This window comes from Staphylococcus caprae (assembly GCF_003966625.1).
In the GTDB taxonomy this organism is placed as follows: domain Bacteria; phylum Bacillota; class Bacilli; order Staphylococcales; family Staphylococcaceae; genus Staphylococcus; species Staphylococcus caprae.
Map to the genome: position 1 here is coordinate 2,554,229 of NZ_AP018587.1, position 24,413 is coordinate 2,578,641.

The 24,413-nt window shown below is 34.6% G+C and carries 27 protein-coding genes and 1 other annotated feature (1 of these 28 cut by a window edge); of the genes, 16 read left to right on the forward strand and 11 right to left on the reverse strand.

Going from position 1 to position 24,413, the window contains the following annotated elements; translation table 11 throughout:
- Window positions 1–277, forward strand: a binding site (T-box leader); it begins 131 nt to the left of the window's first position.
- 66 nt (window positions 278–343) lie between these two features.
- Genes JMUB898_RS12395 through JMUB898_RS12415 form a run of 5 tightly spaced genes read left to right on the forward strand, consistent with a single transcriptional unit; the run spans window position 344 to window position 7,419 of the window.
- Entirely contained in the window at window positions 344–1,447 is a 1,104-nt protein-coding gene (locus JMUB898_RS12395; RefSeq protein WP_002445129.1) for a PLP-dependent transferase, read from the forward strand.
- On the forward strand, window positions 1,444–2,619 hold the full coding sequence (gene metC / locus JMUB898_RS12400; protein ID WP_002445127.1) for a cystathionine beta-lyase MetC: 1,176 nt from the start codon (window positions 1,444–1,446) through the stop codon (window positions 2,617–2,619). The genes JMUB898_RS12395 and metC overlap by 4 nt, the downstream gene beginning before the upstream one ends.
- Entirely contained in the window at window positions 2,573–4,411 is a 1,839-nt protein-coding gene (locus JMUB898_RS12405; RefSeq protein WP_002445126.1) for a bifunctional homocysteine S-methyltransferase/methylenetetrahydrofolate reductase, read from the forward strand. Before metC ends, JMUB898_RS12405 begins: the two co-directional genes overlap by 47 nt.
- Entirely contained in the window at window positions 4,408–6,654 is a 2,247-nt protein-coding gene (gene metE, locus JMUB898_RS12410; protein WP_002445124.1) for a 5-methyltetrahydropteroyltriglutamate--homocysteine S-methyltransferase, read from the forward strand. Before JMUB898_RS12405 ends, metE begins: the two co-directional genes overlap by 4 nt.
- Window positions 6,655–6,675: 21 nt before the next feature.
- Window positions 6,676–7,419, forward strand: coding sequence for a cyclase family protein (locus JMUB898_RS12415; protein ID WP_037541788.1), 744 nt, complete (start codon window positions 6,676–6,678; stop codon window positions 7,417–7,419).
- 279 nt (window positions 7,420–7,698) lie between these two features.
- On the opposite strand, the gene JMUB898_RS12420 is transcribed toward JMUB898_RS12415, so the two are convergent.
- From JMUB898_RS12420 to JMUB898_RS12430, 3 genes are all read right to left on the reverse strand, one after another.
- On the reverse strand, window positions 7,699–8,886 hold the full coding sequence (locus tag JMUB898_RS12420) for an acetyl-CoA C-acetyltransferase (protein WP_002445120.1): 1,188 nt from the start codon (window positions 8,884–8,886) through the stop codon (window positions 7,699–7,701).
- Window positions 8,887–9,442: 556 nt separating this feature from the next.
- Complete coding sequence (locus JMUB898_RS12425; RefSeq protein WP_002445118.1) at window positions 9,443–9,694, reverse strand: helix-turn-helix domain-containing protein; 252 nt, start codon at window positions 9,692–9,694, stop codon at window positions 9,443–9,445.
- 114 nt (window positions 9,695–9,808) lie between these two features.
- Window positions 9,809–10,009, reverse strand: a complete 201-nt coding sequence (locus JMUB898_RS12430) for a YozE family protein (RefSeq protein WP_037541787.1) — start codon at window positions 10,007–10,009, stop codon at window positions 9,809–9,811.
- A 312-nt stretch (window positions 10,010–10,321) separates the two neighbouring features.
- Here JMUB898_RS12430 and JMUB898_RS12435 point away from each other — a divergent pair, with 312 nt between their 5' ends.
- The 5 genes from JMUB898_RS12435 to JMUB898_RS12455 all read left to right on the forward strand — a co-directional run bounded on the left by JMUB898_RS12435 (window position 10,322) and on the right by JMUB898_RS12455 (window position 14,567).
- The gene (locus JMUB898_RS12435; RefSeq protein ID WP_002445112.1) at window positions 10,322–10,525 is read left to right on the forward strand and encodes a helix-turn-helix transcriptional regulator; all 204 of its coding nucleotides are present in this window, start codon (window positions 10,322–10,324) and stop codon (window positions 10,523–10,525) included.
- The gene (locus JMUB898_RS12440; RefSeq protein WP_002445111.1) at window positions 10,522–11,247 is read left to right on the forward strand and encodes a DUF3169 family protein; all 726 of its coding nucleotides are present in this window, start codon (window positions 10,522–10,524) and stop codon (window positions 11,245–11,247) included. Before JMUB898_RS12435 ends, JMUB898_RS12440 begins: the two co-directional genes overlap by 4 nt.
- Window positions 11,248–11,275: 28 nt before the next feature.
- Window positions 11,276–12,118 carry an ABC transporter ATP-binding protein gene (locus JMUB898_RS12445; protein ID WP_002445108.1) on the forward strand — a complete coding sequence of 281 codons (843 nt, stop codon included), beginning with the start codon at window positions 11,276–11,278 and terminating at the stop codon, window positions 12,116–12,118.
- Window positions 12,118–12,753 carry an ABC-2 transporter permease gene (locus tag JMUB898_RS12450; protein WP_002445106.1) on the forward strand — a complete coding sequence of 212 codons (636 nt, stop codon included), beginning with the start codon at window positions 12,118–12,120 and terminating at the stop codon, window positions 12,751–12,753. The genes JMUB898_RS12445 and JMUB898_RS12450 overlap by 1 nt, the downstream gene beginning before the upstream one ends.
- Before the next feature lie 455 nt (window positions 12,754–13,208).
- Window positions 13,209–14,567: an MFS transporter gene (locus JMUB898_RS12455; protein WP_002445105.1), complete on the forward strand. Its 1,359-nt coding sequence runs from the start codon at window positions 13,209–13,211 to the stop codon at window positions 14,565–14,567.
- A gap of 80 nt (window positions 14,568–14,647) precedes the next feature.
- Here the strand turns inward: JMUB898_RS12455 and lepB are convergent, their stop codons facing one another.
- The 6 genes from lepB to JMUB898_RS12480 all read right to left on the reverse strand — a co-directional run bounded on the left by lepB (window position 14,648) and on the right by JMUB898_RS12480 (window position 17,160).
- Complete coding sequence (gene lepB, locus JMUB898_RS12460) at window positions 14,648–15,223, reverse strand: signal peptidase I (protein ID WP_002445104.1); 576 nt, start codon at window positions 15,221–15,223, stop codon at window positions 14,648–14,650.
- 25 nt (window positions 15,224–15,248) lie between these two features.
- Window positions 15,249–15,416 (reverse strand): VraH family peptide resistance protein, encoded by a 168-nt coding sequence (locus JMUB898_RS12615; RefSeq protein WP_002445103.1) that lies wholly within the window; start codon window positions 15,414–15,416, stop codon window positions 15,249–15,251.
- A gap of 28 nt (window positions 15,417–15,444) precedes the next feature.
- The gene (locus JMUB898_RS12465; protein WP_049402067.1) at window positions 15,445–16,101 is read right to left on the reverse strand and encodes a hypothetical protein; all 657 of its coding nucleotides are present in this window, start codon (window positions 16,099–16,101) and stop codon (window positions 15,445–15,447) included.
- A 14-nt stretch (window positions 16,102–16,115) separates the two neighbouring features.
- Window positions 16,116–16,496, reverse strand: coding sequence for an LptM family lipoprotein (locus tag JMUB898_RS12470; protein ID WP_037541785.1), 381 nt, complete (start codon window positions 16,494–16,496; stop codon window positions 16,116–16,118).
- A 210-nt stretch (window positions 16,497–16,706) separates the two neighbouring features.
- Window positions 16,707–16,934 carry a hypothetical protein gene (locus JMUB898_RS12475; protein ID WP_002445099.1) on the reverse strand — a complete coding sequence of 76 codons (228 nt, stop codon included), beginning with the start codon at window positions 16,932–16,934 and terminating at the stop codon, window positions 16,707–16,709.
- Between the two features lie 13 nt (window positions 16,935–16,947).
- Window positions 16,948–17,160, reverse strand: coding sequence for a hypothetical protein (locus tag JMUB898_RS12480; RefSeq protein WP_037541784.1), 213 nt, complete (start codon window positions 17,158–17,160; stop codon window positions 16,948–16,950).
- A gap of 210 nt (window positions 17,161–17,370) precedes the next feature.
- Here JMUB898_RS12480 and JMUB898_RS12485 point away from each other — a divergent pair, with 210 nt between their 5' ends.
- The 5 genes from JMUB898_RS12485 to JMUB898_RS12505 all read left to right on the forward strand — a co-directional run bounded on the left by JMUB898_RS12485 (window position 17,371) and on the right by JMUB898_RS12505 (window position 21,212).
- Window positions 17,371–17,772 (forward strand): YxeA family protein, encoded by a 402-nt coding sequence (locus JMUB898_RS12485; protein WP_002445097.1) that lies wholly within the window; start codon window positions 17,371–17,373, stop codon window positions 17,770–17,772.
- A gap of 19 nt (window positions 17,773–17,791) precedes the next feature.
- Window positions 17,792–18,184 carry a YxeA family protein gene (locus tag JMUB898_RS12490; RefSeq protein ID WP_002445096.1) on the forward strand — a complete coding sequence of 131 codons (393 nt, stop codon included), beginning with the start codon at window positions 17,792–17,794 and terminating at the stop codon, window positions 18,182–18,184.
- Window positions 18,185–18,347: 163 nt separating this feature from the next.
- A complete protein-coding gene (locus JMUB898_RS12495) occupies window positions 18,348–19,106 on the forward strand; it encodes an ABC transporter ATP-binding protein (RefSeq protein ID WP_002445095.1) in 759 nt (252 codons plus the stop codon).
- Window positions 19,096–20,976, forward strand: coding sequence for an FtsX-like permease family protein (locus tag JMUB898_RS12500; RefSeq protein WP_002445094.1), 1,881 nt, complete (start codon window positions 19,096–19,098; stop codon window positions 20,974–20,976). Before JMUB898_RS12495 ends, JMUB898_RS12500 begins: the two co-directional genes overlap by 11 nt.
- Window positions 20,977–21,017: 41 nt before the next feature.
- Window positions 21,018–21,212, forward strand: a complete 195-nt coding sequence (locus JMUB898_RS12505) for a VraH family peptide resistance protein (protein ID WP_037541783.1) — start codon at window positions 21,018–21,020, stop codon at window positions 21,210–21,212.
- A gap of 87 nt (window positions 21,213–21,299) precedes the next feature.
- On the opposite strand, the gene lip is transcribed toward JMUB898_RS12505, so the two are convergent.
- Entirely contained in the window at window positions 21,300–23,429 is a 2,130-nt protein-coding gene (gene lip / locus JMUB898_RS12510; RefSeq protein WP_002445090.1) for a YSIRK-targeted triacylglycerol lipase, read from the reverse strand.
- 283 nt (window positions 23,430–23,712) lie between these two features.
- Between lip and JMUB898_RS12515 the strand changes: the two genes are divergently transcribed.
- Window positions 23,713–23,928 (forward strand): hypothetical protein, encoded by a 216-nt coding sequence (locus JMUB898_RS12515; protein WP_080981455.1) that lies wholly within the window; start codon window positions 23,713–23,715, stop codon window positions 23,926–23,928.
- Between the two features lie 143 nt (window positions 23,929–24,071).
- Here the strand turns inward: JMUB898_RS12515 and JMUB898_RS12520 are convergent, their stop codons facing one another.
- Window positions 24,072–24,296 carry a VraH family peptide resistance protein gene (locus JMUB898_RS12520; RefSeq protein ID WP_002445088.1) on the reverse strand — a complete coding sequence of 75 codons (225 nt, stop codon included), beginning with the start codon at window positions 24,294–24,296 and terminating at the stop codon, window positions 24,072–24,074.
- Window positions 24,297–24,413 lie beyond the last annotated feature (117 nt).

Below are 24,413 nucleotides of genomic sequence, written 5' to 3' on the forward strand. Positions count from 1 at the left end.
TTCGCCCGTTACAGCGATACAGTATTAACATTGATGTTGAATGGCGTACTGGAATTACTACCGTCACAACTAATCGTTAATACTCATTTAATCTTTCAAAAGACTAAATGAGTTTTTATTTAACTCAATGATTTAACGTAGCGATTAAGATTGTGAATGTATTGGCACTTCCAAACATGTAACCATTTCCTACATGATGGCGTACTGATAGAGGTCACTTTAGCAATAAAGTGACAAACAAAGGTGGTACCGCGAAACCGAAGCTTTCGTCCTTTACATCCGATTTACTCGGGTTTAAAGGACGGAAGCTTTTTTTATTTTTTTATATTAGGAGGGTCTAGTAATGAAGGATACTGAATTAGCTCAAATCGCTCTAACACACGACCATACTGGCGCTATTGCCAATCCAATTTATTTATCTACCGCATACCAACATCCTCATCTAGGTCAGTCAACAGGATACGATTACACACGTACAAAGAATCCTACACGCACTGCATTTGAAGAAGCATTTGCAAAACTTGAAAAGGGCATCGCCTCTTTCGCCACTTCTAGTGGTATGGCAGCAATTCAACTTGTATGTAACATCTTCAAACCTGGTGATGAAGTTCTCGTAGCATTTGATTTATATGGAGGTACATTCCGACTCTTCGATTTCTACGAACAACAATACGGTGTGAAATTTAAATATGTAGATTTCTTAGATTATGAAGATGTTGAAAAAAATCTCACACCACAAACAAAAGCATTATTCATTGAACCCATTTCAAATCCACAAATGATAGAAATCGACGTTGAGCCTTATTACGTACTAAGTAAGAAACATAAATTATTAACAATCATAGACAATACTTTTTTAACGCCATATCTTTCAACGCCACTTGAAGAAGGCGCAGATATCGTGCTCCACTCGGCAACGAAATACATTGGTGGACATAACGATGTACTAGCCGGCGTCGTCACAGTAAAAGATGAACATTTAGCAGAACAACTTGGTCAATTTCATAACATGATAGGCGCAACACTGTCTCCTCTAGATAGTTACCTGCTTCAAAGAGGACTAAAGACCCTACACCTTCGTATTGATCGTTCTCAAGAAAATGCGCAACGACTCGCTGAAAGATGTCGTCACACTGAATCCATTGACGAAGTACTCTATAGTGGTCGCACTGGAATGCTAAGTTTAAGACTGAATAAAGCCTATAGCGTTGCTAAATTTCTGGAAAATATAAACGTCTGCATATTCGCAGAAAGTCTAGGTGGAACAGAAACGTTCATTACCTTCCCTTATACACAAACACATGTAGACATGCCTGATGCAGAAAAGGATAAACGAGGCATCGACGAACATCTTATTCGTCTTTCTGTAGGTATTGAAGATTATAACGATATCGAAATAGATATTATTCAAGCATTAGAAAATTCTAAAGTAGGAGTGATTTCATGAGTTTATCTATAGAAACAGAAGTCATTTTTGATTCACGCAGAGGACAAGAATATCACTCAGCTAATCCACCATTATATGATTCGTCAACCTTTCACCAAAAAGTACTAGGTGGCGATACTCAATATGATTACGCAAGGAGTGGAAATCCAAATCGCACTCTTTTAGAAGAAAAACTCGCACGTCTAGAAGACGGGAACTATGCTTTTGCATATGCATCTGGAATAGCAGCAATTACTGCAGTATTACTGACGCTTCAGTCAGGCGATCACGTTATCCTTCCTGATGACGTATACGGCGGTACATTTCGACTCACTGAACAAATTTTAAATCGTTTTAATATCGAATTTACGACGGTAAACGCTACAAATAATCTTGAAATTGAAAATGCCATTCAAACGAATACTAAACTTATTTATGTAGAAACACCATCGAATCCACTTTTCAAAATTACAGATATACGAGCAGTAGCAAGAATCGCTAAACAAAATAACCTACGCTTAGCAGTGGATAATACATTTATGACACCTCTTGGTCAATCACCATTAGCCTTAGGGGCAGATATCGTGGTTCATAGCGCAACTAAATTCTTAGGTGGTCATAGTGATCTCATTGCAGGTGCAGCAATCACAAATCGTAAAGATATTGCAGAAGCACTTTATTTATTACAAAACGGTACTGGCACAGCACTCTCTGCACATGATAGTTGGGCTCTGGCGAAACATCTTAAAACATTACCGGTAAGATTTAAACAATCTGTGTCAAATGCTGAACGCTTAGTTGAATTCTTAAGTCAGCGTGAAGAAATCGCAGAAGTTTATTACCCAGGAAATAACCCGATCCATTTAAGACAAGCTTCCACAGGTGGAGCTGTTATCGGATTTAGATTGAAAGATGAATCTAAAGCACAAGCATTTGTAGAATCACTCACATTACCACTTGTATCGGTCAGTCTTGGTGGTGTTGAAACCATTCTTTCTCACCCAGCAACAATGTCACATGCAGCTGTGCCAGAAGCTGTAAGACAAGAAAGAGGAATTACTTTCGGTTTATTCCGCTTAAGTGTGGGACTTGAAGATCCTGAAGAAATCATCGCAGATTTTAACTACGCTTTAAAGGAGGCTTTCAATGAGTCAATTTCTGAAACATTTACAGAACAACGTTTTGGTAGCTGATGGAGCTATCGGTACAATACTATACTCAGAAGGGCTCGACACTTGCCCTGAAGCGTACAACCTTACTCATCCAGACAAGGTAGAACACATCCATCGCTCATATATCGAGGCTGGCGCGGACGTGATCCAAACCAACACATACGGTGCTAATTTCGAAAAGCTTAAAAACTTCGGCTTAGAACATCGTGTCAGAGAAATTCATAAAGCAGCTGTACAAATTGCTAAACGCGCTGCCAATGAGGACACATTTATTCTTGGTACTGTAGGTGGCTTTAGAGGTGTGAGACAAGAAGAAATAAGTTTATCAACGATTCAATATCATACAGAACTTCAAATCGATACCTTAATCAATGAAGGCGTAGACGCTCTATTGTTTGAAACTTATTACGACTTAGACGAATTGAAAAATATTGTAGTCGCAACACGCAGAAAATATAACATTCCTATCATTGCGCAATTGACTGCTTCTAACACCAATTATTTAGTCGATGGCACTGAAATAAACGAGGCACTTAAACAACTCGTTGAGTGTGGTGCTGACGTTGTTGGTCTTAACTGTCACCATGGTCCACACCATATGCAGCGTTCATTTTCACATATAGAGCTGCCTGAACAGGCATATTTATCATGTTATCCAAATGCAAGTCTACTAGATATTGAAAATAGTGAATTTAAATATAGTGACAATGCGCAATATTTCGGCGACGTCGCACAAGAACTCATCAACGAAGGCGTGAGACTTATCGGTGGCTGTTGTGGCACGACACCTGAGCACATCCGCTACATTAAATCAGCCGTTCAAGGTTTAACACCTGTAAAAGATAAAAAAGTGATTCCCATCACGAAGAAATCAAATCGTAAACCAACGAGCGTGATGAAACAAAATCTTACTACCAAAGTTAAGAATGGACCGACTGTAATTGTCGAACTAGATACGCCGAAACATTTAGACACAGATACTTTCTTCGACAACGTCGGAAAATTAGATGAAGCAGGTATTGACGCGGTTACGTTGGCTGATAATTCCCTTGCAACAGTTCGAGTCAGTAATATCGCAGCAGCAAGTTTAATCAAACAACGTTATGATATTGAACCACTCGTTCATGTCACATGTCGTGATAGAAACCTTATAGGGCTTCAATCTCACCTCTTAGGCCTCTCACTCATCGGTGTTAATGAAATTCTAGCCATTACTGGTGATCCTTCTAAAGTGGGACATTTACCAGGTGCAACCAACGTGTATGACGTGAATTCGAAAGGTCTAACAGAACTTGCACTGAGATTTAACCAAGGTATTAACACGGATGGTGATGCGCTGAAGAAACATACCAACTTCAACATCGCTGGTGCGTTTGATCCAAACGTACGAAAACTTGACGGTGCCGTTAAACGACTTGAGAAAAAAGTTGCAAGCGGTATGAGTTATTTCATTACTCAGCCCGTTTATAGCAAAGAAAAAATAAAACAAGTTTATGAAGAAACGAAACATCTAAATACACCGTTCTTCATTGGCATTATGCCTATAGCCAGTTATAACAATGCACTTTTTCTACATAACGAAGTGCCAGGCATAAAAATGTCAGAAGATGTACTTAACCAATTTAAAGCTGTTAAAGATGATAAGGAAAAAACGAAAGAATTAAGTTTAAGACTCTCTAAAGAACTCATCGATACAGTACATGAATACTTTAACGGTTTGTACATTATCACACCTTTTCAAAAGGTAGATTATTCATTAGAACTCGCAGCATATTCTAAATCTATTACTGCTAACAAGGAGGCAATATTATGACAACAATTAAAACTTCAAACTTAGGATTCCCAAGATTAGGTAGAAAAAGAGAATGGAAAAAAGCGATTGAAAGCTACTGGGCTCACAAAATCGATAAGGCTGAATTAGATCAAACACTGACTGATTTACACAAAGAGAACCTCTTACTTCAAAAGAATTACAATTTAGACAGTATCCCTGTAGGAGATTTCTCATTATATGACCACATTCTTGATACATCTTTATTATTTAATATTATTCCAGAACGTTTCCAAGGTCGTGAAGTGAATGATGATTTATTGTTCGATATCGCCCGCGGTAATAAAGAACATGTAGCGAGTGCACTCATCAAATGGTTTAACACTAACTATCACTATATCGTGCCTGAATGGGATAATGTAGAACCTAAAGTAGAGAAAAACACATTACTCGAACGCTTTAAATACGCCCAATCTATCAATGTTAATGCCCATCCAGTTATCGTTGGCCCAATTACTTTCGTCAAACTTTCTAAAGGTGGCAACCAATCATTTGAAGAGAAAGTTCAAACTTTGCTTCCACTTTATAAAGAAGTACTAGAATCACTGATTCATGCCGGTGCCGAATACATTCAAATCGATGAACCTATCTTAGTCACTGATGATAGTGAAAGCTATGAGAATATCACTAAAGAAGCTTATGATTACTTCGCTCAAGCTGGTTTAGGTGAAAAGTTAGTCATCCAAACATACTTTGAACGTGTACACTTAAAATTCTTAAGCACATTGCCAGTTGGCGGCTTAGGTTTAGACTTTGTTCATGACAACGGTTATAACTTAAAACAAATTAAAGCTGGAGACTTCGATTCAAGCAAGACACTTTATGCAGGTATTATTGATGGTCGTAATGTGTGGGCTGCAGACGTTGAATCTAAAAAGCAATTAATCGAAACGCTACAACAACATACAAACCAATTAGTCATTCAACCATCATCATCTTTATTACACGTGCCTGTTTCATTAGATGATGAAACATTAGACGAATCTATTGCAGAAGGATTAAGTTTTGCTACTGAAAAGTTAGATGAATTAGATGCCTTACGCCGTTTATTCAATAATGGTGATAGCGCTAAATATGACGAACTTAAAGCGCGTTACGAACGTTTCCAAAGCCAATCATTTAAAAATCTTGAATACGACTTCGATAGCGTTCCTACAAGTCGTAAGTCACCATTCTCAGTACGTAAACAAAAACAATATGAGCGCTTAAATTTACCAGATTTACCAACAACAACAATAGGTTCATTCCCTCAAACACGTGAAGTACGTAAATACCGTGCAGATTGGAAGAATCATCGTATTACAGATGCTGAATATCAAGACTTCTTACAAAATGAAATTGCCCGTTGGATTAAAATACAAGAAGACATCGGTTTAGACGTACTCGTACATGGAGAATTTGAACGTAATGACATGGTTGAATTCTTCGGCGAAAAGCTTCAAGGCTTCTTAGTAACTAAGTTTGGTTGGGTACAATCATACGGTTCACGTGCCGTTAAACCACCAGTGATATATGGCGACGTAAAATGGACAGCACCATTAACAGTGAAAGAAACGGTTTACGCACAAAGTTTAACTGACAAACCTGTAAAAGGGATGCTCACTGGCCCTGTCACAATCTTAAACTGGTCCTTCGAACGTGTAGACGTCCCACGTAAGGTCGTTCAAGACCAAATCGCATTAGCGATCGATGAAGAAGTGTTAGCGCTTGAAGAAGCAGGTATTAAAGTCATTCAAGTAGATGAGCCCGCATTACGTGAAGGATTACCATTACGTTCTGAATACCATGAACAATACCTGAAAGACGCGGTTAACTCATTTAAGTTAGCAACGTCATCCGTACATGATGAAACACAAATTCATACACATATGTGCTATTCTCAATTTGGACAAATCATTCATGCTATCCATGACTTAGATGCAGATGTTATTTCAATCGAAACATCACGTAGTCACGGTGATTTAATTAAAGACTTTGAAGACATCAATTACGATTTAGGTATTGGATTAGGCGTTTATGATATTCACAGTCCACGTATTCCAACTGAAGCAGAGATTACTACAGCTATCAATCGTTCTTTACAACAAATTGACCGCTCACTCTTCTGGGTTAATCCAGACTGTGGCCTTAAAACGCGTAAAGAAGACGAAGTAAAAGATGCCTTAACTGTCTTAGTTAACGCAGTGAAGAAGAAACGTCAAGAAAATGGCGCAACAACAGCATAATATCATTTAGAGGTGATGCTTATGACAAACTATCCTTTATGGGACCAACTGAATCAACTTAAAGAGGCACAATGGGTCGACTTAACACATACTTTCGATCCTGAGATTCCTCGCTTTAGTGAATTTGAAAAAGGTGAAGTATCGACACTCTTTAACGTCAAAGAACATGGTTTCTACGTTCAACGATGGAGTATCGTTACACAATATGGTACGCATATCGACGCGCCGATTCATTTTGTGGAAAATCGAAGATACTTAGAAGAGTTAGACTTGAAAGAATTGGTCTTACCACTCATCGTCCTAGACTACTCTACAGAGGCTTCAGAGAATGCCGATTTCGTCGTAACTAGACAGCACCTTGAAGAATGGGAAAGTCACAATGGTCAAATTGAACCTGGTACATTTGTAGCTCTACGCACAGACTGGTCTAAACGCTGGCCAGATATTGACCAATTTGAAAATAAAGACGCCAATGGCAATCAACACTTACCTGGCTGGGGTCTAGATGCGTTAAAATTTCTTATCGAAGAACGTGGCGTGAAATCCATTGGTCATGAAACATTTGATACCGATGCTTCTGTGGACACCGCTAAAAACGGAGATATTGTAGGTGAACGTTACATTCTAGGCAAAGATACCTTCCAGTTAGAATTATTAACAAACTTAGATCAATTACCTACGCGTGGCGCAATTATCTATGCGATTAGTCCAAAACCTAAAGATGCCCCAGGGTTTCCTGTCAGAGCATTCGCAATCAAACCATAAATGAGCAATCATTTAAGCAAGTAACTCAAATTTTTCAATTATCGAGTACATCAACGTGACGCATGTCCCCCACAACTTTGGTAAGCTTTGAGCCGGCTTGCCAAAGAAATAAATGTATAAAATGCATTTAAAAGGGGGAACAAAGTCTTTTGCCTGTAGCGATCGTTAATGGAAGAGCCATTCATTACGTCATCGCATTATTAAACCTTCCTAATTTCATAAATAAAACAAACAAGCTGTAAGCGATGTCGCGGTGACATACACTTACAGCTTGTTTTATTATTTCGCGTCATAATGAGATACGAGAGTAGCAATACCTTGACCGCCACCGATACATAATGAAGCGAGACCATTTTGAGTCGTCTCATTCAGTTGATGTAATAAAGTAACTAATATACGAGCACCAGATGCACCAATAGGATGACCTAATGCAATCGCGCCACCTTTAACATTCACCTTATCTTGTGGCAATTGTAATTCTCGGTCAACTGCTAATGATTGAGAAGCAAAGGCTTCATTAAGTTCAAACACGTCGATATCAGACGCCGTTTTACCTGAACGTTTCAATGCTTGACGTACCGCTTCAACAGGACCAATTCCCATAACGGATGGATCTACACCACTTGTTCCGAAACTCTCTAACACCGCAATCGGCTTCACACCAAGTGCTTTCGCTTTCTCTTCAGTCATAACTAACATTGCTGCAGCACCATCATTAATACCTGATGCATTTCCAGCTGTAACAGATCCATCTTTCTTAAATGCAGGACGTAAATGACTTAACTTCTCAGCTGTCGTACCCGGACGAATCCCTTCATCTTGTGACACAACCACTGGCTCCCCTTTACGTTGAGGCACTTCTACTGGCACAATTTCAGCATCGAATCCACCTGTTTCTTGTGCATGTTCAGCCTTTTGTTGAGAGTGCGCAGCAAATTGATCTTGCTCTTCTCGAGTGATACCATATTTTTCAACTAAATTCTCTGCCGTAATTCCCATATGATAGTCGTTAAATTTATCTGTTAATCCATCACTTACCATGCTGTCTTCTAACGCTTGATTGCCCATTTTAAATCCAAATCGACTATTTTTTAATAGCATTGGTGATTGAGACATACTCTCCATACCACCTGCTATCACAACCTCATTATCGCCAGCTGCGATAGATTGATAAGCAAGTTGAATAGCCTTCATTCCAGAACCACAGACTTTATTGACTGTGAATGATGGCGTGGCCTCAGATAATCCGCCTTTAATGGAAGCAATGCGTGCAGGATTTTGACCTTGTCCTGCTTGTAAGACATTGCCTAGAATAACCTCATTGACTTCTTTTGGGTCGATGCCACTACTTTTTACGATGTGTTTAATTACTGTTGCGCCCAAGTCATACGCAGGGATATCTTTGAAGGCACCTCCAAATACGCCTATAGGTGTGCGGTATGCTTCTGCTAGAACTACTCGTGTCATATCTATTCATCTCCTTATTTTCTTTTTATCCTTATGAAAATGGGGGTCGAACCACATGTCGTTAACATGCATCTTCCCCTTATAAATGAAACGGTAACATCTTTCTGTATTAAAAATTATATATCATTAACCGTCTTTGAGAACGTCGTATAAGCATGTTTATCATACTTAGCGCGTGCCCACTCATTACTGACAATAGTACAAAATTATAATTAATTTTTCCAGAGACAACACATGTATCGACAAATAATTGTGTTTAATCTATACCTAATCATGTGATGATTCACATTTAGACTGACCCTTTGACGGTGAGATTTGAAATCGAGTGAATGAGGACATTGATATTTAATTGATTGAAAATGATATAAAAAGAGGAAACCAAGATGAAATAGTTCAGTTTAAATAGGCCGGGTAGACTGACCGCATTGTTAATCACTGATATAACTACTTCGTCTTGGTTTCCTTTACGATGTTATGAATACAAAGGCGAGAAATAATTTTTTTGATTCTTATTATGAATTGAGAGGGATACTTACTTTCCTTTATATTTGTTTAATTATTTATTGATGGATACATCATCAAATGAATCTTTTAACTTTTTCATTTCGCTATCTAGAAATTCTTGGTGTGGAACATCAAAATATTTACCTAACACAAGTGCATCTTCCATTTTGGGTTCATTTTCACCATTTTCCCATTCCCAAATATGATGCACTTCATATTGAGTACCAAATTTTTTATTTATGTCTTCTACAAGCTCTTTAATTTCTAAATTATTTTTCACTCTAATATTGTGTAGATTGTTCATGATCAACACTCCCTGAAAGTCTTTTATATTAACGTTGACGCCTTTTCCCTTACATTAGCGTTCTAATGATGGAATGTTAGCCCGTATGATAAATATAAATTACGATTAAAATTGTTACTGTTGCTCATATGACTCAATAGCTTGATGAATCGTGTCATGTAAGCTCGGTTCTTCAAGCCAATGTTGAAATCTATCAATAATATCTCTAGGACTAGAGACATCTTTAGGAAAATCGATATCTTTCATACCTTCAAATAAGTCACCAAAATGACTCTTCTCACCTTCATAGTTTTTCATGAAGTTATAAAAACTCACCACTTGCACCTCCCGGATTTCATAACAATAGATATATTAACAAAATATATACATTTCCAAAATACATTTGTTTTAATTTATCTAAATAATGAGATAGCCTCAATTTACAAATGATTTATCGGTTAATTTAATTTAAGAACGCTTCTATAACCAGCGTTTTAATCTTTTATCATTTCACTTACTAGATAAGCTACTCTACATTTGACTAAACTTATTTGAAGATTTTTGACATTCATTTACGTCATTTTGACTAATATACTTGTCAAAATGACAAAAGTAATATATGTTATGTGTGTAAGGAGTTGATAGAAATTGCGAAATCGACTTAAAGAATTACGTGCAAGAGACGGATATAACCAGACACAACTTGCTAAAAAAGCAGGCATTTCCAGACAAACTGTCTCATTAATTGAGCGTAATGATTTCACTCCATCTATTTTAACCGCTATAAAAATAGCCAAAATTTTTAACGAACCAGTAGAAAATATTTTTATTATTGAGGAGGGAGACTTATGAAAGTAGGAAGATACTTATTACTAATACTAATAGGAGGAGTAATAGGTGGCTTTATAGGAATGTCAATTGGAGTAATCAATACAAATAATCTTTTGAGAATCACTCATTTTTCAAATGTAAAGACAGTCCTAATTATTGTCGGATTAGCAACCATCATTAATATTATTTTGACTTTATATTTATATATTATTCAGAACAATGCACTCAAATATAAAAAGAAAGTTACTGAAGATATTGAAGATGATTTAGTAGATTATTATGAAAAAAGTGCGAACCTTAACTTTAATAAAGCACATATTATTTATTATGTTGAACTTATCATAAGTTTTATCAGCTTGTTCTTCATCGTTTTAGGTAACGGTAATGATAAAGTTCTTTTATATGCCCTAATACCTTATTTGTTTACAATCATACCATCATTAATGATTGGGTTCTTCGTACAAAAATTTGACCCACGTTATCCAAAATTGGGAGAAAAAAACTATACTGAAAAAGTTTTAAACCTATATGATGAAGGTGAAAAACATATCATACTCCAGTCTATGTACAAAGTCTTTTGTATAAATATCTATTTACTCATGACTGGAATTATTATATTAGGTTTCTTTTCTTTAGCCACTAACGAAAATCAAACAATAGGTGTATTTATCTTAATTATTCTATTTATCTATAATATTTATACTTATTTTTCTAAACTTATTCGTTTCTATAAACACAGTTAAATTGTCATTTAATAAGGGGGAAATATGAATGGAAAAGCTTTTAGAAATTAATCATCTAAATAAGTCTTATAATCAGTCAGAATTTCATCTTTCAAACATTTCTTTCTCAATTAAGCCTGGGGAAGTTGTCGGTTTAATTGGTAAGAACGGTTCAGGTAAGTCTACACTCATTAATACAATTGTAGGAAATAGACATAAAGATAACGGTAAAATCAGCTTTTTCGACGAAGAAGTCGACGAAGAAGATAATACATATAAAGAGCACATTGGCGTCGTCTTTGATGATTTAAGAGTACCTAATAAATTAACGCTCACATCTGTAGATAAAGTATTTGCAAATATATATCGCACTTGGAATAGCGAGGAATTCTTTTCACTAATTAAAGAATTTGAATTACCAACGCAGAATAAAGTTAACACCTTTTCACGAGGCATGAGAATGAAAACGGCTTTATCAATAGCGATGGCTCATGATTCTAAATTGCTTATTCTTGATGAAGCAACTGCTGGAATGGATGTTTCAGGTCGAGAACAAGTGATTGAAATTCTTGAAGATTATACAAACGAAGGTAATGGAATATTAATTTCATCACATATTTCAGAAGATATTGAACAACTCGCAAATAAATTAGTATTCATGAGAGACGGGGAAATCATTTTAAAAGAAAACAAAGAAGAATTACTTAAAAATTATGGAATTGTAGAGCAACCAGTGGAATCATTTAATATTTGTAATGAATATCTGGTCGCATCAAGAGAACGCAACCATAACAGAATAAGCTTAGTAAACAATTATCAAGAAGTGCCTGGAGCTAAACAAATCAACAATATTGATGATGCTACTAAAATTGTTATGCGAGGTGACAAATAATGAAAGGTTTAGTATTAAGTACTCTCTATGAAACAAAGAAACCATTAATTACTTATTTAATTATTGGAATCATTGCTACAGTAGTAATGACTTTTGCAAGCCCACCTATGAGCGGTTTTATTTTAATTGCATTATTAATCTCTTCAATTGCAGATAACTTTAAACGAGAAAAAGATTCTAAATGGATGAATTACGTTTCTACACTACCTATAAAACGATCTGATTATGTTAAGAGCTACTATTTTCTTTTTTGTATTGTCATAATCATTGCATTGGTGGTTAGTTTTCCGATTGTATTAATCATTACCCATAGTTTCAATATGGCGTTGATTTCCGCACTTGTTTCTCTTGGTTGTACTGGTATTTATTCCGCCATGTTGCCATTAACATTCAAATTTGGTCCTGAAAATTCCAACACAATCATCATGGTAACTGTCTTCTTTATGATTATCATATACTTCATTTTCTATATCCTTGCAGTTATTATAGCCGCACATTATGATAATTCAATGGTAGAAATGTTAAGTAATATAAGAAGTTTACTTGTGTTCGTTGTCTTTGGCATTTTAGGATTAGCAACTTTTGCTTTGACCTATAAATTATCTATAAGTACCTTTAATAAGAAAGAACTTTAATTTCAATAAATATGAAAATTTCGTTCAAACAATAACTAAATAAAATGATTCCTCATTCAATTCTAAATTACTAAAAAGACAGGATGTACAAATCCTGTCTTTTTTAATGACCTTCCCTTTTCAATTGTAGATACTCTTTCTTGAATAAATCATAAACATCACTATCTAAGCATACGCCCTGGATCCATTCTTCATTTCTTAGTTTTGAATAGTCATTTGATGTATTTTTCGCACAATTCTGGAAATTATCAACATCTTATCATATTATGTGGATAACTCCTAATTTACCTTTAAACGTTGATAAATGTGGGTTATGCAATATCTATCCATAAAGTTATCCACAATTTTTAATTGATTGTGTGAGTAATGTTAATAAAATTTTAAACTTAGGTTAATTTTAACTTAATGACACTCAATTACGCTTAAAAAGACAAAAAATGTAAGGGAATGATAATATGGAAATCGTAAAATCTAAAAATGATTTATTTAGAATTATTGATCATGCAGATCAGAAACACACATCTAAAATTCTACTTTTCATGATATTGGGAACGATCTTTTTAGATGCTTATGACATCACAATTTTAGGAACTATGACCGATCAACTCACGAAACAATTTCATTTGTCTCCAACAATGCTTTCAGTTGTCATGACCTCTTTACCTATCGGAGCACTTTTTGGTGCAATTCTCGGTGGCTCCCTCGCACATAAATTTGGTCGTAAACGTATTTTATCCGTATCTTTACTTATTCTTGTGATTACTTCTTTAGGTGCATCACTTGCTCCAAATCTCTTTATTTTACTTACATGTCGCTTCATTATGGGCTTCGCTATCGGTATGGACAGTCCTGTTGCCTTCACTTTTATCGCAGAAATCAGTAATAAATGGCAGAAAGGCCGTAACGTCAACTACTGGCAAGTTGTTTGGTACGTAGCGATTGTCGTATCTGCACTTGTGGTTATTGCATTCTTTGTTATGGGTACAGGCGAACATTTATGGAGATTTGCAGTAGGCTTTGGTGCATTCATTGCTCTCGTGCTTTACATTTTACGTATCAAATATTTGAAAGAGAGTCCAACATGGATCATTAATCATCATACATTGAAAGAGGCTACTGAATATGTAAGAAATAATTATGATGTAAATCTTAAGCTAGAGGGTAACGGAACTTCATTTTCCGAAAATAAATCTTCAAAACCATCAACAACTGAACTATTTAAGCCTAAATATTTAAAAAGAATTGTCTTAGCAACTTCAATTTCAACATTGCAAGGGATGCAATACTATGGCGTGGGATTATACATACCAATTATTGCAACTTACATTATAAGTAAAGATAAATTAGGCGTCTTACTAGGAACAGCCATCGTTAACATAGCAGGTATTATCGGAGCTTACGTAGGATCGCAACTCACTTACAAAGTGGGCACACGTCGCTTAACCATGATTGGTTTCAGTCTCGTCTTGATTGCAATGGTCATGACAGGCGTGTTCTATCACAGCTTACCAATGATCATTAACACGTTCTTCATCGCTCTATTCTTATTCGGGCACTCTGGTGGTCCGGGTACACAAGGTAAGACGATTGCTGCTTTATCATTTCCTACATATTTACGTTCGCAAGCTACCGGTTTCGTAGAATCTGTGAGTCGTACGGGTAGTATAATCGGGACTTTCGTATTCCCAATCATACTTGCAGCTGTAGGTTTAACAAATACTATGTTAATTCTAGCTATCGTACCGCTCGTTGGTTTAATTATCACGACCGCTTTAAGATGGGAAGCTGTTGGTAAGAATGTAGAAGACGAATAGAGGATAACCATTTAAAAAAGCCTCTTAGCAAGACCTCCCTGAGTTGAGGGTAGTCTACATTGCTAAGAGGCATATTTATATTAATTAGGGAAAGTACCTGGATTAAATCCACCTTTCCATTGATTCAACGGCCAATATCTAAATAATACTTTACCAACAAGTTGATCTTTATCGATTAAGCCCACATCTCGACGGCTATCAATACTGTTTTGTCGGTTATCACCTAAGACTAAATATTTATCTTTAGGAATTTTCATATGTCCATTGGCGCCTTTAAGATTCTTCGATTTAAAGTTCTCAGTTAAATATTCACCGACTTTATGTTTCTTATTGTAATTTAAATAAGGTTCTGAAACCTTCTTATTATTTAAATACAATTGGTCTTTCTTATACTCAACTGTATCTCCGGGTTTACCGATTAAACGTTTAATATAGTCATCTTTCTTTGTCGCATGAAAAATGACTACATCACCTGAATTAATATGGTTTAATGTTTTAGAAATTCGACTCACCATAACTTTATCTCTATCTTCAAAAGTAGGATGCATAGACTCCCCTGAGACGGTATAGGAAGTAAACAGGAATTTCTGTACTAAACCTACAATGATAAGCGCAACAGCGATAGCAATAATCCATTCTAATATCTCTTTTTTCATGATTTAGACTCCTTGATTCTTTAAATTATTCTTCTTCAGCATCTTCAACATTGTGAATGATAAAACCAGCAAATAAAGCTGCAGGGATGCCGATAAATGGTGTGAACATTGTACTGAATATGAAACCAAATACGAGTGTAAATAAGATACCCAGGTATCCACTCTTCTTCTCTTTATCAATAAATGCTTTCATCAAAGATTTAATTCTCCTTTAATGCTCATTATTGTACTATACCATTTTTAATTTTTACATTCTTACCTGTCTTAATTTTATCGTATTGTTTTTTAGGTACTACAATGACACGTTTACCCTTTTTCGTTTGAACAGTCACAGTATATAACTTTTCATTTGATTTCATCTGCTGTTTTAACATATTCATTTGGTATCTCACACTATCTTTCTTCGCCTGTTGATCATGAGATGAAGATGCAATGATATAGAAATATAACCAATTATTATAGTAAGAAGTCGCCATATATTGTGATGTATAAGGCGCGCCAGAACTATACGGACGTCTTGGAGCCATCAATGAACGAGACTGTGATCTCATATTTTGAGTACTCTGTCTATACTTTGAAGCATTTGCACTAGATTTCATACTACTTGATCTGGCTGCCTGTTGCGCTGCACGTTGGCTCGATTGTTGAGCAGTCCGAGATGCATTCGCTGCACTTGAACGACTCATTGATGAACTTGATGATGTTGAGCCTCTTGAAGCCGACGAAGACGCACTCGATGAACTACTGCTTGAACTACTTGAGCTAGAGCCACTAGACCCTCCTGATGTTGCAGCATTTAATTCCGTCGATAACATACCGATTGAGGCTGTAGTGATAACAATCATTAAACTTATAAATTTAAATATTTTACGTTTCATCTACTCACCTTTTCCTATTTAGATACTTCATCTTTTGAAACTGCTTTACCTTCAACATCATCATCGCCGTACATCATATATGGTGGACGATAAACGTGTACCTTGCTTCCATCTTTAACAATGTATGGCTTTTTATTACCATCACTTAGAATGTGTTCATAAACATGTTTTAAATCCGTTCTTTCTAAATGTGAATTTCCATTTTTATCTTTATATTTAATCTCGACATTAGGAGTTTCTTCTTTACCATCATTCAATACTTCATAATATTCGTATTCATATTTATCAGATTTCTGACTTTCTTTCGACGGCTCTTTTTGCTCTCCAGAACCCCCACACGCTGTTAAAATAAAAGATAAACCTAATACACTTACTAATAGTATTAACCTTTTCATAAACATACTCCTTTACCAATGATTCAAAGTTTCATATGAATTATAACAATCATTTTTTAAAATTCTATTAAGATTTAAATAAACTTAATGCTTTATAATGTTGATTAACTTCATCATCTCATAAATTAATTATGTAATACAAATCACTTTTAAAAATTCATATAAAAAGTGTTGAGATTTCATCTTTCAATGATTCTCAACACTAGAAATTTAATTATATTGACTTTCCTTAAAATTTTTACTCACAATGAGATTGATAATTAACCACACTACTTGGCAGATGATTGGCACTAAAAATATCCCTATCATGACAAAAGTGAATTTATACCATTCTATTCCACTGTTCAATCCATTCATTAATGTAAATACGAGTAGGCCTATCGCGACGACTCCCCAGAAAATCGTGGCAATCCACCATAAAATCCATGCAATTTTCATACTCTAACCTCTCTTATTCAAATGGACTATTCTTGTCTATATCTTTTGATCCATTTAGAAAACCATCTTTAATTTGATCAAAATGATTTATAAAATCCACTATCAATAGTACTGCTACAATAACTAAAATACCTTTAATCCAACTGCTAACGTGCATTGGTTCTTCACGTTTATAAAAATAGATTCCCAATATAGTCCCAACGATTAAAACAATTAAAAACGACATCGTGAACCCCCTACAATAATATATGTTACTTGTAGCATAACAAACTCTATGTACAATAAAAATTTTCTTATTAAGTATTCCGGGCGTCTTATTTTTCAAAACTTTCAACCGTGTAAGTTTGAAAAGCCAATTTGTAAGATTAGATAAAGGCACCTTACCAACAAAGCTCCTACAATTAAATTGTAAACAAATTAAAGGAGTGAAAGTTTCATGAAAGCTTTAAAAATTTCATTAACCACTATAATAGTCATTATTTTATTAATAATAGGATTACTTTTCGGATTAAAAGTTTATGGTGATCATCACCCAAATAATAAAGATGTTAAAAGTTTAAATATGTCTAACCCATTCGAACCCACAAAAGAATATTATGTAAAAACGACTAAACCAATGAAACATACCCCTAAGGATTATGAAGATGAAAGCAACATCTATAAAACAACTGGCTATGATGATAATGGTAATAGTAAAAAAATCACATATATGGGAATGAAAAAACTTAAACCAAATCACTATTTAAAAATTAAAGAAAAATTAGACACAGTGAAAAGTTATGAAGAAGTTAAAAAAGACAATATCCCTAAGAAAGCGATGAGTAAATTAGAAAAATAAATGGAGAGTGATTACACATATGTTAAAGAAACTATTAATAACACTGGGCGTTTTTATTCTTGTTATTGGCGCCCTCATGTTAGTAGGGAAAATTTACGGTGAACATCATCCAAACGATTCCGTAGTACAAGGCTTGAATAAATATAATCCAATGATTCCTAAAGAAACGTATTTTGTTAAAACGAATCAACCTGTGAATAAAGAAAAATTAGACAAAGATTTCTACGATTACACATACAAGACAGTAGGCTATGATGAACAAGGTGATGGTAAGAAAATTACTTATACGGCAACTAAGAAGTTAAAAACCAATCACTATCTCAAACTTACAATGAAACAAGGTCAAGTTTTGAATTATTCAGAAGTTAAGACAAATGATATCCCTAAAAATGCGAATAAAAATTTAAATTAAATTTTTCCACAATCTTTTTAATGGATTGTGGTTTTTATTTTGCAAAATCTTACTAATCTTACATACATGTAAGTTTGGACAGCGATTTTGTAAGGTTAGATAAAGGCAGTGATGACGGTAAGACTCTACAATTTAAGTATAAACAACTTGAGGAGTGAAAAAGATGTCAATTTTAAAAGTTAACAATCTATCTAAGGTCTATGGTGATAAACAAAAGTATCAAGCACTTAAAGATATCAGTTTCTCGGTAGAAAAAGGAGAATTCGTCGCTATCATGGGACCTTCTGGTTCAGGTAAGACGACCTTACTCAACGTACTCAGTTCAATCGATACTATTTCCGGAGGTTCTGTAGAAGTTGACGGCAATGAAATTAATAAACTCAGTAATAAACAACTCGCGAATTTTCGTAAAAAACAACTCGGATTCATTTTCCAAGATTACAGTGTGTTGCCAACTCTGACCGTTAAGGAAAATATCATGCTTCCACTTTCAGTTCAGAAAGTTCAAAAATATGAAATGGAGAATAATTATAAAGAAGTCACTGAAGCACTCGGCATTTATGACCTGGGAAATAAATATCCTAGCGAAATTTCTGGCGGTCAACAACAACGTACAGCAGCAGCACGTGCATTCGTTCATAAACCGACCATCATCTTTGCCGATGAGCCCACAGGCGCTTTAGATTCTAAAAGCGCACAAGATTTACTTAATCGTTTAGAAGATATGAATAAGCAGTTTAATTCAACCATTATCATGGTCACTCACGATCCTTCAGCAGCAAGTTTCGCTGAAAGAGTCATTATGTTGAAAGATGGTGATATTCACTCTGAAATTTACCAAGGAGAAGATTCTAAACAAGACTTCTATCAAGAAATCATCAAACTGCAATCGGCATTAGGTGGTGTCACTCATGACGTTTAATCAAATCACACTTAAAAACTTAAGACAAAATATTAAACATTATGGCATGTTTCTATTTTCGTTATTATTAAGTATCGTACTTTACTTTAGTTTCACAACTTTAAAGTATTCACACAGCATCAATAATTCAAATTCTCTCAAAATAATTCAAAAAGGTTCAAGTGTTGGCTCAACAATTCTATTCATCATCATTATCATCTTCTTAATGTATGCCAATCACTTATTTATTAAGAGACGTACGAAAGAGTTTGCACTTTTTCAACTTATCGGATTAACAAGAGGCAATATTCTAAGAATGTTAAGCATTGAACAATTTGCCATATTTGTAGTAACAGGCATTCTTGGCGTAATCATTGGAATTTTTGGTTCACAACTCTTGCTTGCCATCGCTTCAAATTTAATGAAGTTAAAGGTTCACCTTTCAATTGGTTTCGAACCACAGGCATTACTTGTCACAATCGTGATGTTAGTCATCGCTTTTGTATTAATACTTATTCAGAATTTCCTTTTCCTCAAAAGAAGAAGCATCTTAACAATGATGAAGGATAGTTCTCAGACAGAAGCGACTAAAGCGCGCATCACCGTACTCGAAATCATTGGTGGCGTGTTAGGAATTCTAATGATAGCTTTCGGATACTATATGGCGACTGAGATGTTCGGTGTATTTAACCCTTTAACCATGGCAATGATGTCACCGTTCATCATATTATTCCTAACTATTGTCGGTGCATACTTATTCTTTAGAAGTTCTGTTTCACTCATATTTAAATCAATTAAACGTGCTAAAAATGGACGTGTTTCTATTACGGATGTGGTCTGCACCTCATCTATCATGCACAGAATGAAGAAAAATGCGATGTCATTAACAGTTATCGCAATTATTTCAGCAATTACAGTGACGATTCTTTGTTTTGCGGCTATTACGAAAGCAAATTCGGATTATAATATTGAATCATCAACACCACAAGATTTTGACTTTTCAAAAGGTAAACAAGCTCATAAATTTGAACAGCAATTAGATAAAAATAATATTAAGCACGATAAAATCACTTATGAGTCTATTAACCCTAAAACTATTGAAGATAACGTTATGACTTTCCAAAATGATTCTGAGAGTATTTCAGAGAATACGTCAATGATTGTTAATAAACATCTTAAAGGTAATGACGCTCGATTAACAAATACAAAAACCGCTCTCGGAATAATGAAATTTAACATGAATAAACAAATCACAGTTAAAGGTAAGTCTAAAGAAACTGTGAAAGTCACAGATAAAGATGATTCCAAAGTTTACCCATCTGAACTTTCATATGCTGCTCCTATGGTGGAAGTAAGCCCTAAAGTATACAACTCATTAAAAACTGATAAAAATACTGTGCGAGTTTATGGATTTAACATCAAACATCCTAGTGATATGAAAAAAGCTAAACACATCGCATCAAAAGTTGATCCAAATGTTGTTTCTAAAGATGAATTGAAAAAAATAATAGATGCATCGAATGGTATTCTCATATTTGTAACTTCATTCTTAGGATTAGCATTCTTAATCGCTGCTGGATGTATTATTTACATTAAACAAATGGATGAAACTGAAGATGAAATTGATAACTTTAAAATACTTCGACGCATCGGATTCACAAATTCTGACATGTCTAAAGGCTTATTACTCAAAATTCTATTCAACTTCGGATTGCCTTTAATAGTTGCTTTACTACATGCACTATTTGCATCCCTTGCCTTTATGAAGATTATGGGCAATGTAACAATGACGCCGATATTCATAGTGATGATTGCTTACACAGTCGTTTATCTTATCTTTGCACTTGTTGCATTTATTCACTCAAATCGTGTCATTAAGCGCTCAATTTAAAATGGTTTTCCAAAAAATTTATTAAAAGGATGGTATTTATAATGAAAATTAAAGATTTAATCAAACAATCATATGAGGATTTAAAAAACTTAACTATTAACTGGTTCAATATTCTAGTATTAGTTGCTGCTGTATTCATTTTAAGTAATATCATTACACCAATCGCAGGTGTACCTATCGGGTTATTAGGTGGCGCGTATTATTTGAAACGTCGTGAAGAAAAAGAAAATAAATAATTGTAGCGTTTGAACTAGAAAACCCTCATAGAAGAAGTCATTTAGACCTCTATCTATGAGGGTAAATTTTTTACATAGCGACTATATTTATTTTTTAGCTACGCCGTCTTTTTCTTCGACTCTCATCATATTATTAATCAAACTTTGATAGAACTCACCTAGTTCTTTTCCATCGCGTTTATAATCAGTATCATCTAATCCTACGAAGTCTAAATGGTCCCAATTATATTGTACAGGTCTCACTTGCCAAATTCCTTTATCTGTCGCTGGATTCATTAATCCTACCTTTTTAAATGCTTGGTTAGTAGGATGTAGTGAAGATGTCACAGGTACAATACCATCGTTAACTCTGCGATCTTTATTTTCATCACTACCAATTACACGACTTGTTAAATCGAATAAGAAGAATTGTCTTACGTTAGGTACTTCATTTCCGAGAGGCCCTGTATGTGTCGCAGCACCTGTATAAGACGTATATACAATATTAGGATTGAGTGTCGTCATTTGATTTAACTTTTCTGCTCCTGGACTAGTTAAATCAGTAATCGCTTGGTCTTCAGTATCCCAAACTTTACTATTAGCAATACGTTTGGCATATTCCGCGTAACTTTCATTAGGCTTTTGCTTGAAGCCCCATTGAGCGAATCCTAGGTTTAAATTAAGTGCTTTACTACCACCAATACGTCCTATACGATTAATTGTGTTTTTGACAAATTTGCGTGTGCCTAGTTTATCTGCAGCAGGCGTACCATTATGTGGTGTCCCAAGAGTGGTAATGGAAGATATCATATTATCTTTTCCACCTTTGAACAGATCAGATAGCGTTCCTCCATGCTCACGTTGGTAATCTATTTCTTCTTGATTCCCATTTCTTAAAAAGTGTTCCATCAAACGAATCGTCTGTCCACCCATACTATGGCCAACGAGATGAACTTTCTTGCCGGGTTCCCAATCAGGAATAATACCTTTGTAAGTTCTTCCATAACGATTGTGACCATATTTAGCGGCATGAGCTGCGCCATAATCAACGCGACCGCCTTTAATATAGTAATATAGTTCTACTGCACGATCATAGTTACTACTAAATGCGCCGACATTGGCTTCATGAACACGATAGCCTTGTTCTGTCAATTTTTCTTTTACATTATATTTTTTGCCGCCCCAATAATTTGGATATAAATCAAATGAATCTTCTCCAACTAAACCAACAAACCCATGTACGAATATGACTGGATATTGATTTTTATATTGAGCTTGAGCAGCTTTTTTAGGAAGTTTATTAGATTGTTTTGATTGTAATGATTGTGAAGATTGTGAAGATTGTGAAGCTGATTTTTTGTTAGCTTTTGTAGTTTGTTTAGATGGTTTTGGAATTTCTTCTTTGTTGTTTGTTGATTGAATCGTTTGTTGATGTTTTTCTTTCTCTTTATTTTGGTTCAGTGAATTGTGGTTCGTATTTGAGGATTTCGTTTGAATTTGTTCACCTTTTTTAGGCTTGTCTACTTTTGATTCGTTATTTTCGGCTGATTGTTGTAAATTTTGTGATGGCTGTTTTTCACCTTTATCAACTTGTTTTTCTTTTTTCTTAGAATCATTTTGAGATTCTTGTTCTTTTGCTTTTTGTTGAGTTGTATCTTGACTTTGTTCAGGCTCTTTAGAATATGTATTTTTACCTGAATTCGTTGCTTGTTGTGTTTGTGAATCTTGGTTATTTTTATTTGATTCTGTGTTATCACTTACATTCTTTTGAACTGAATATTCATTTTCAGGTGGTTCTTGGGATTGATGATTTGTAGATGGCTCTTTTTGATGCGTAGCATCATCAGTTTTTTTAGACGGAACGGCGTCTTGATGAGTAGCTGGCTCTTCTTTTTTAGAATCGATTTGTTTAGGATTGTCCGCTTCATTAAGATTTTGATTTGAAGCTTCTTTCATCTGTTCATCATTATGTTTCGTAGTAACTTGAGCCTGTTGATTTGGAGATTGTACTTGTGTCTTTTCAGTAGAAGACTCCGAAGCTTCAGTTGATTGATTTTCTTTTTGAACACTTTGCGTTAATTCTTGAGTTTGCGTAGGCTTATCAACGTTTTGATGCGTATCTTCAGCAGCTTGTGCTTGATGTCCCCCAATAAAAATTGCTACACCCGTAATAATTGATATTGCTCCGACTGCGTACTTTCTGATACTAAATCTGTTTTTTTCTTTGTAATTTTCCAAAAATAATCACCTCTATAAGTTTTTTTCCTTTATAAAGATTGAAAAATATAACTGCTATTTTCACAATAACATAGAATTCTTTAAATTATTTAACTATTTTTATTAAAATTTAGTTAATTTTATGTTTTTGAGATTTAGTGTTAAATTTTTTGTTTTCATTTAAAATATTAAATATGTATTTTTTGTCGAAGAATAAACAGTTATATCTTTATCAATTTTTATTCGATACACATACTACTTTTTGATATATTATATAAAGGTCAACATTTGCGAGGTTATATCAATGGAGAACTATCAACAATTCTTAGACAGCCCTAATACATTCGTATTGATTGCGTTTATCCTATACTTAATCTGTGCCTTTGTGTTCTTTACTGTTACAGTTTTTATAGGATTACGCCATGTCTCTCTTATAGAAAGAATAATTACTACATTGGTTTTGACAATTATTCTTACATTGACTTTAACTGGACTTACATATTGTATCGTTTCAAAATAAGACAAATTAAAAACTGGAAAGCCTCAATTAAATAACAACTTTCCAGTTTCTCTTCGTATAAAATTATTTAAAATTTAATGCCTTTCTCACTACACGCAGTCTCATCAAAAAATCTTTTTTATTAATTAAATTCGTTTTCTCCTCTATTTCTCTTTCTCTTTCTTATCAAAATAATCTCGATATTTATCAAACACATTACTACCTTCTTGCTTATAAAAGAATAAAAAGTACACTGCTATTCCTATAGGAATGCCCAATATAGGTGTGGTTAAGAAACTTGCACATACAATTGATAAAACAATAGTCCACAAATCTTCACCTGTCCATTTTTTATTAATCAACTCGTGAAACATTTCTTTGATAGACATCTTTCTCTCCTCCTAAATCAATATAAAAATGTCTTATTACACCTCTAAACAATATTAAACAAGTAAGTAACTACCACGAGGTTAATTACTTACTTGTTTCAAAAATTTAAATCTTAA

Excerpts from the sequence above, each read along its gene's own strand:
- JMUB898_RS12395 (WP_002445129.1), top strand. The coding sequence starts at position 344 with ATGAAGGATACTGAATTAGCTCAAATCGCTCTAACACACGACCATACT.
- metC (WP_002445127.1), top strand. The coding sequence starts at position 1,444 with ATGAGTTTATCTATAGAAACAGAAGTCATTTTTGATTCACGCAGAGGA.
- JMUB898_RS12405 (WP_002445126.1), top strand. The coding sequence starts at position 2,573 with ATGAGTCAATTTCTGAAACATTTACAGAACAACGTTTTGGTAGCTGAT.
- metE (WP_002445124.1), top strand. The coding sequence starts at position 4,408 with ATGACAACAATTAAAACTTCAAACTTAGGATTCCCAAGATTAGGTAGA.
- JMUB898_RS12415 (WP_037541788.1), top strand. The coding sequence starts at position 6,676 with ATGACAAACTATCCTTTATGGGACCAACTGAATCAACTTAAAGAGGCA.
- JMUB898_RS12420 (WP_002445120.1), bottom strand. The coding sequence starts at position 8,886 with ATGACACGAGTAGTTCTAGCAGAAGCATACCGCACACCTATAGGCGTA.
- JMUB898_RS12425 (WP_002445118.1), bottom strand. The coding sequence starts at position 9,694 with ATGAACAATCTACACAATATTAGAGTGAAAAATAATTTAGAAATTAAA.
- JMUB898_RS12440 (WP_002445111.1), top strand. The coding sequence starts at position 10,522 with ATGAAAGTAGGAAGATACTTATTACTAATACTAATAGGAGGAGTAATA.
- JMUB898_RS12445 (WP_002445108.1), top strand. The coding sequence starts at position 11,276 with ATGGAAAAGCTTTTAGAAATTAATCATCTAAATAAGTCTTATAATCAG.
- JMUB898_RS12450 (WP_002445106.1), top strand. The coding sequence starts at position 12,118 with ATGAAAGGTTTAGTATTAAGTACTCTCTATGAAACAAAGAAACCATTA.
- JMUB898_RS12455 (WP_002445105.1), top strand. The coding sequence starts at position 13,209 with ATGGAAATCGTAAAATCTAAAAATGATTTATTTAGAATTATTGATCAT.
- lepB (WP_002445104.1), bottom strand. The coding sequence starts at position 15,223 with ATGAAAAAAGAGATATTAGAATGGATTATTGCTATCGCTGTTGCGCTT.
- JMUB898_RS12615 (WP_002445103.1), bottom strand. The coding sequence starts at position 15,416 with ATGAAAGCATTTATTGATAAAGAGAAGAAGAGTGGATACCTGGGTATC.
- JMUB898_RS12465 (WP_049402067.1), bottom strand. The coding sequence starts at position 16,101 with ATGAAACGTAAAATATTTAAATTTATAAGTTTAATGATTGTTATCACT.
- JMUB898_RS12470 (WP_037541785.1), bottom strand. The coding sequence starts at position 16,496 with ATGAAAAGGTTAATACTATTAGTAAGTGTATTAGGTTTATCTTTTATT.
- JMUB898_RS12475 (WP_002445099.1), bottom strand. The coding sequence starts at position 16,934 with ATGAAAATTGCATGGATTTTATGGTGGATTGCCACGATTTTCTGGGGA.
- JMUB898_RS12480 (WP_037541784.1), bottom strand. The coding sequence starts at position 17,160 with ATGTCGTTTTTAATTGTTTTAATCGTTGGGACTATATTGGGAATCTAT.
- JMUB898_RS12485 (WP_002445097.1), top strand. The coding sequence starts at position 17,371 with ATGAAAGCTTTAAAAATTTCATTAACCACTATAATAGTCATTATTTTA.
- JMUB898_RS12490 (WP_002445096.1), top strand. The coding sequence starts at position 17,792 with ATGTTAAAGAAACTATTAATAACACTGGGCGTTTTTATTCTTGTTATT.
- JMUB898_RS12495 (WP_002445095.1), top strand. The coding sequence starts at position 18,348 with ATGTCAATTTTAAAAGTTAACAATCTATCTAAGGTCTATGGTGATAAA.
- JMUB898_RS12500 (WP_002445094.1), top strand. The coding sequence starts at position 19,096 with ATGACGTTTAATCAAATCACACTTAAAAACTTAAGACAAAATATTAAA.
- JMUB898_RS12505 (WP_037541783.1), top strand. The coding sequence starts at position 21,018 with ATGAAAATTAAAGATTTAATCAAACAATCATATGAGGATTTAAAAAAC.
- JMUB898_RS12515 (WP_080981455.1), top strand. The coding sequence starts at position 23,713 with ATGGAGAACTATCAACAATTCTTAGACAGCCCTAATACATTCGTATTG.
- JMUB898_RS12520 (WP_002445088.1), bottom strand. The coding sequence starts at position 24,296 with ATGTCTATCAAAGAAATGTTTCACGAGTTGATTAATAAAAAATGGACA.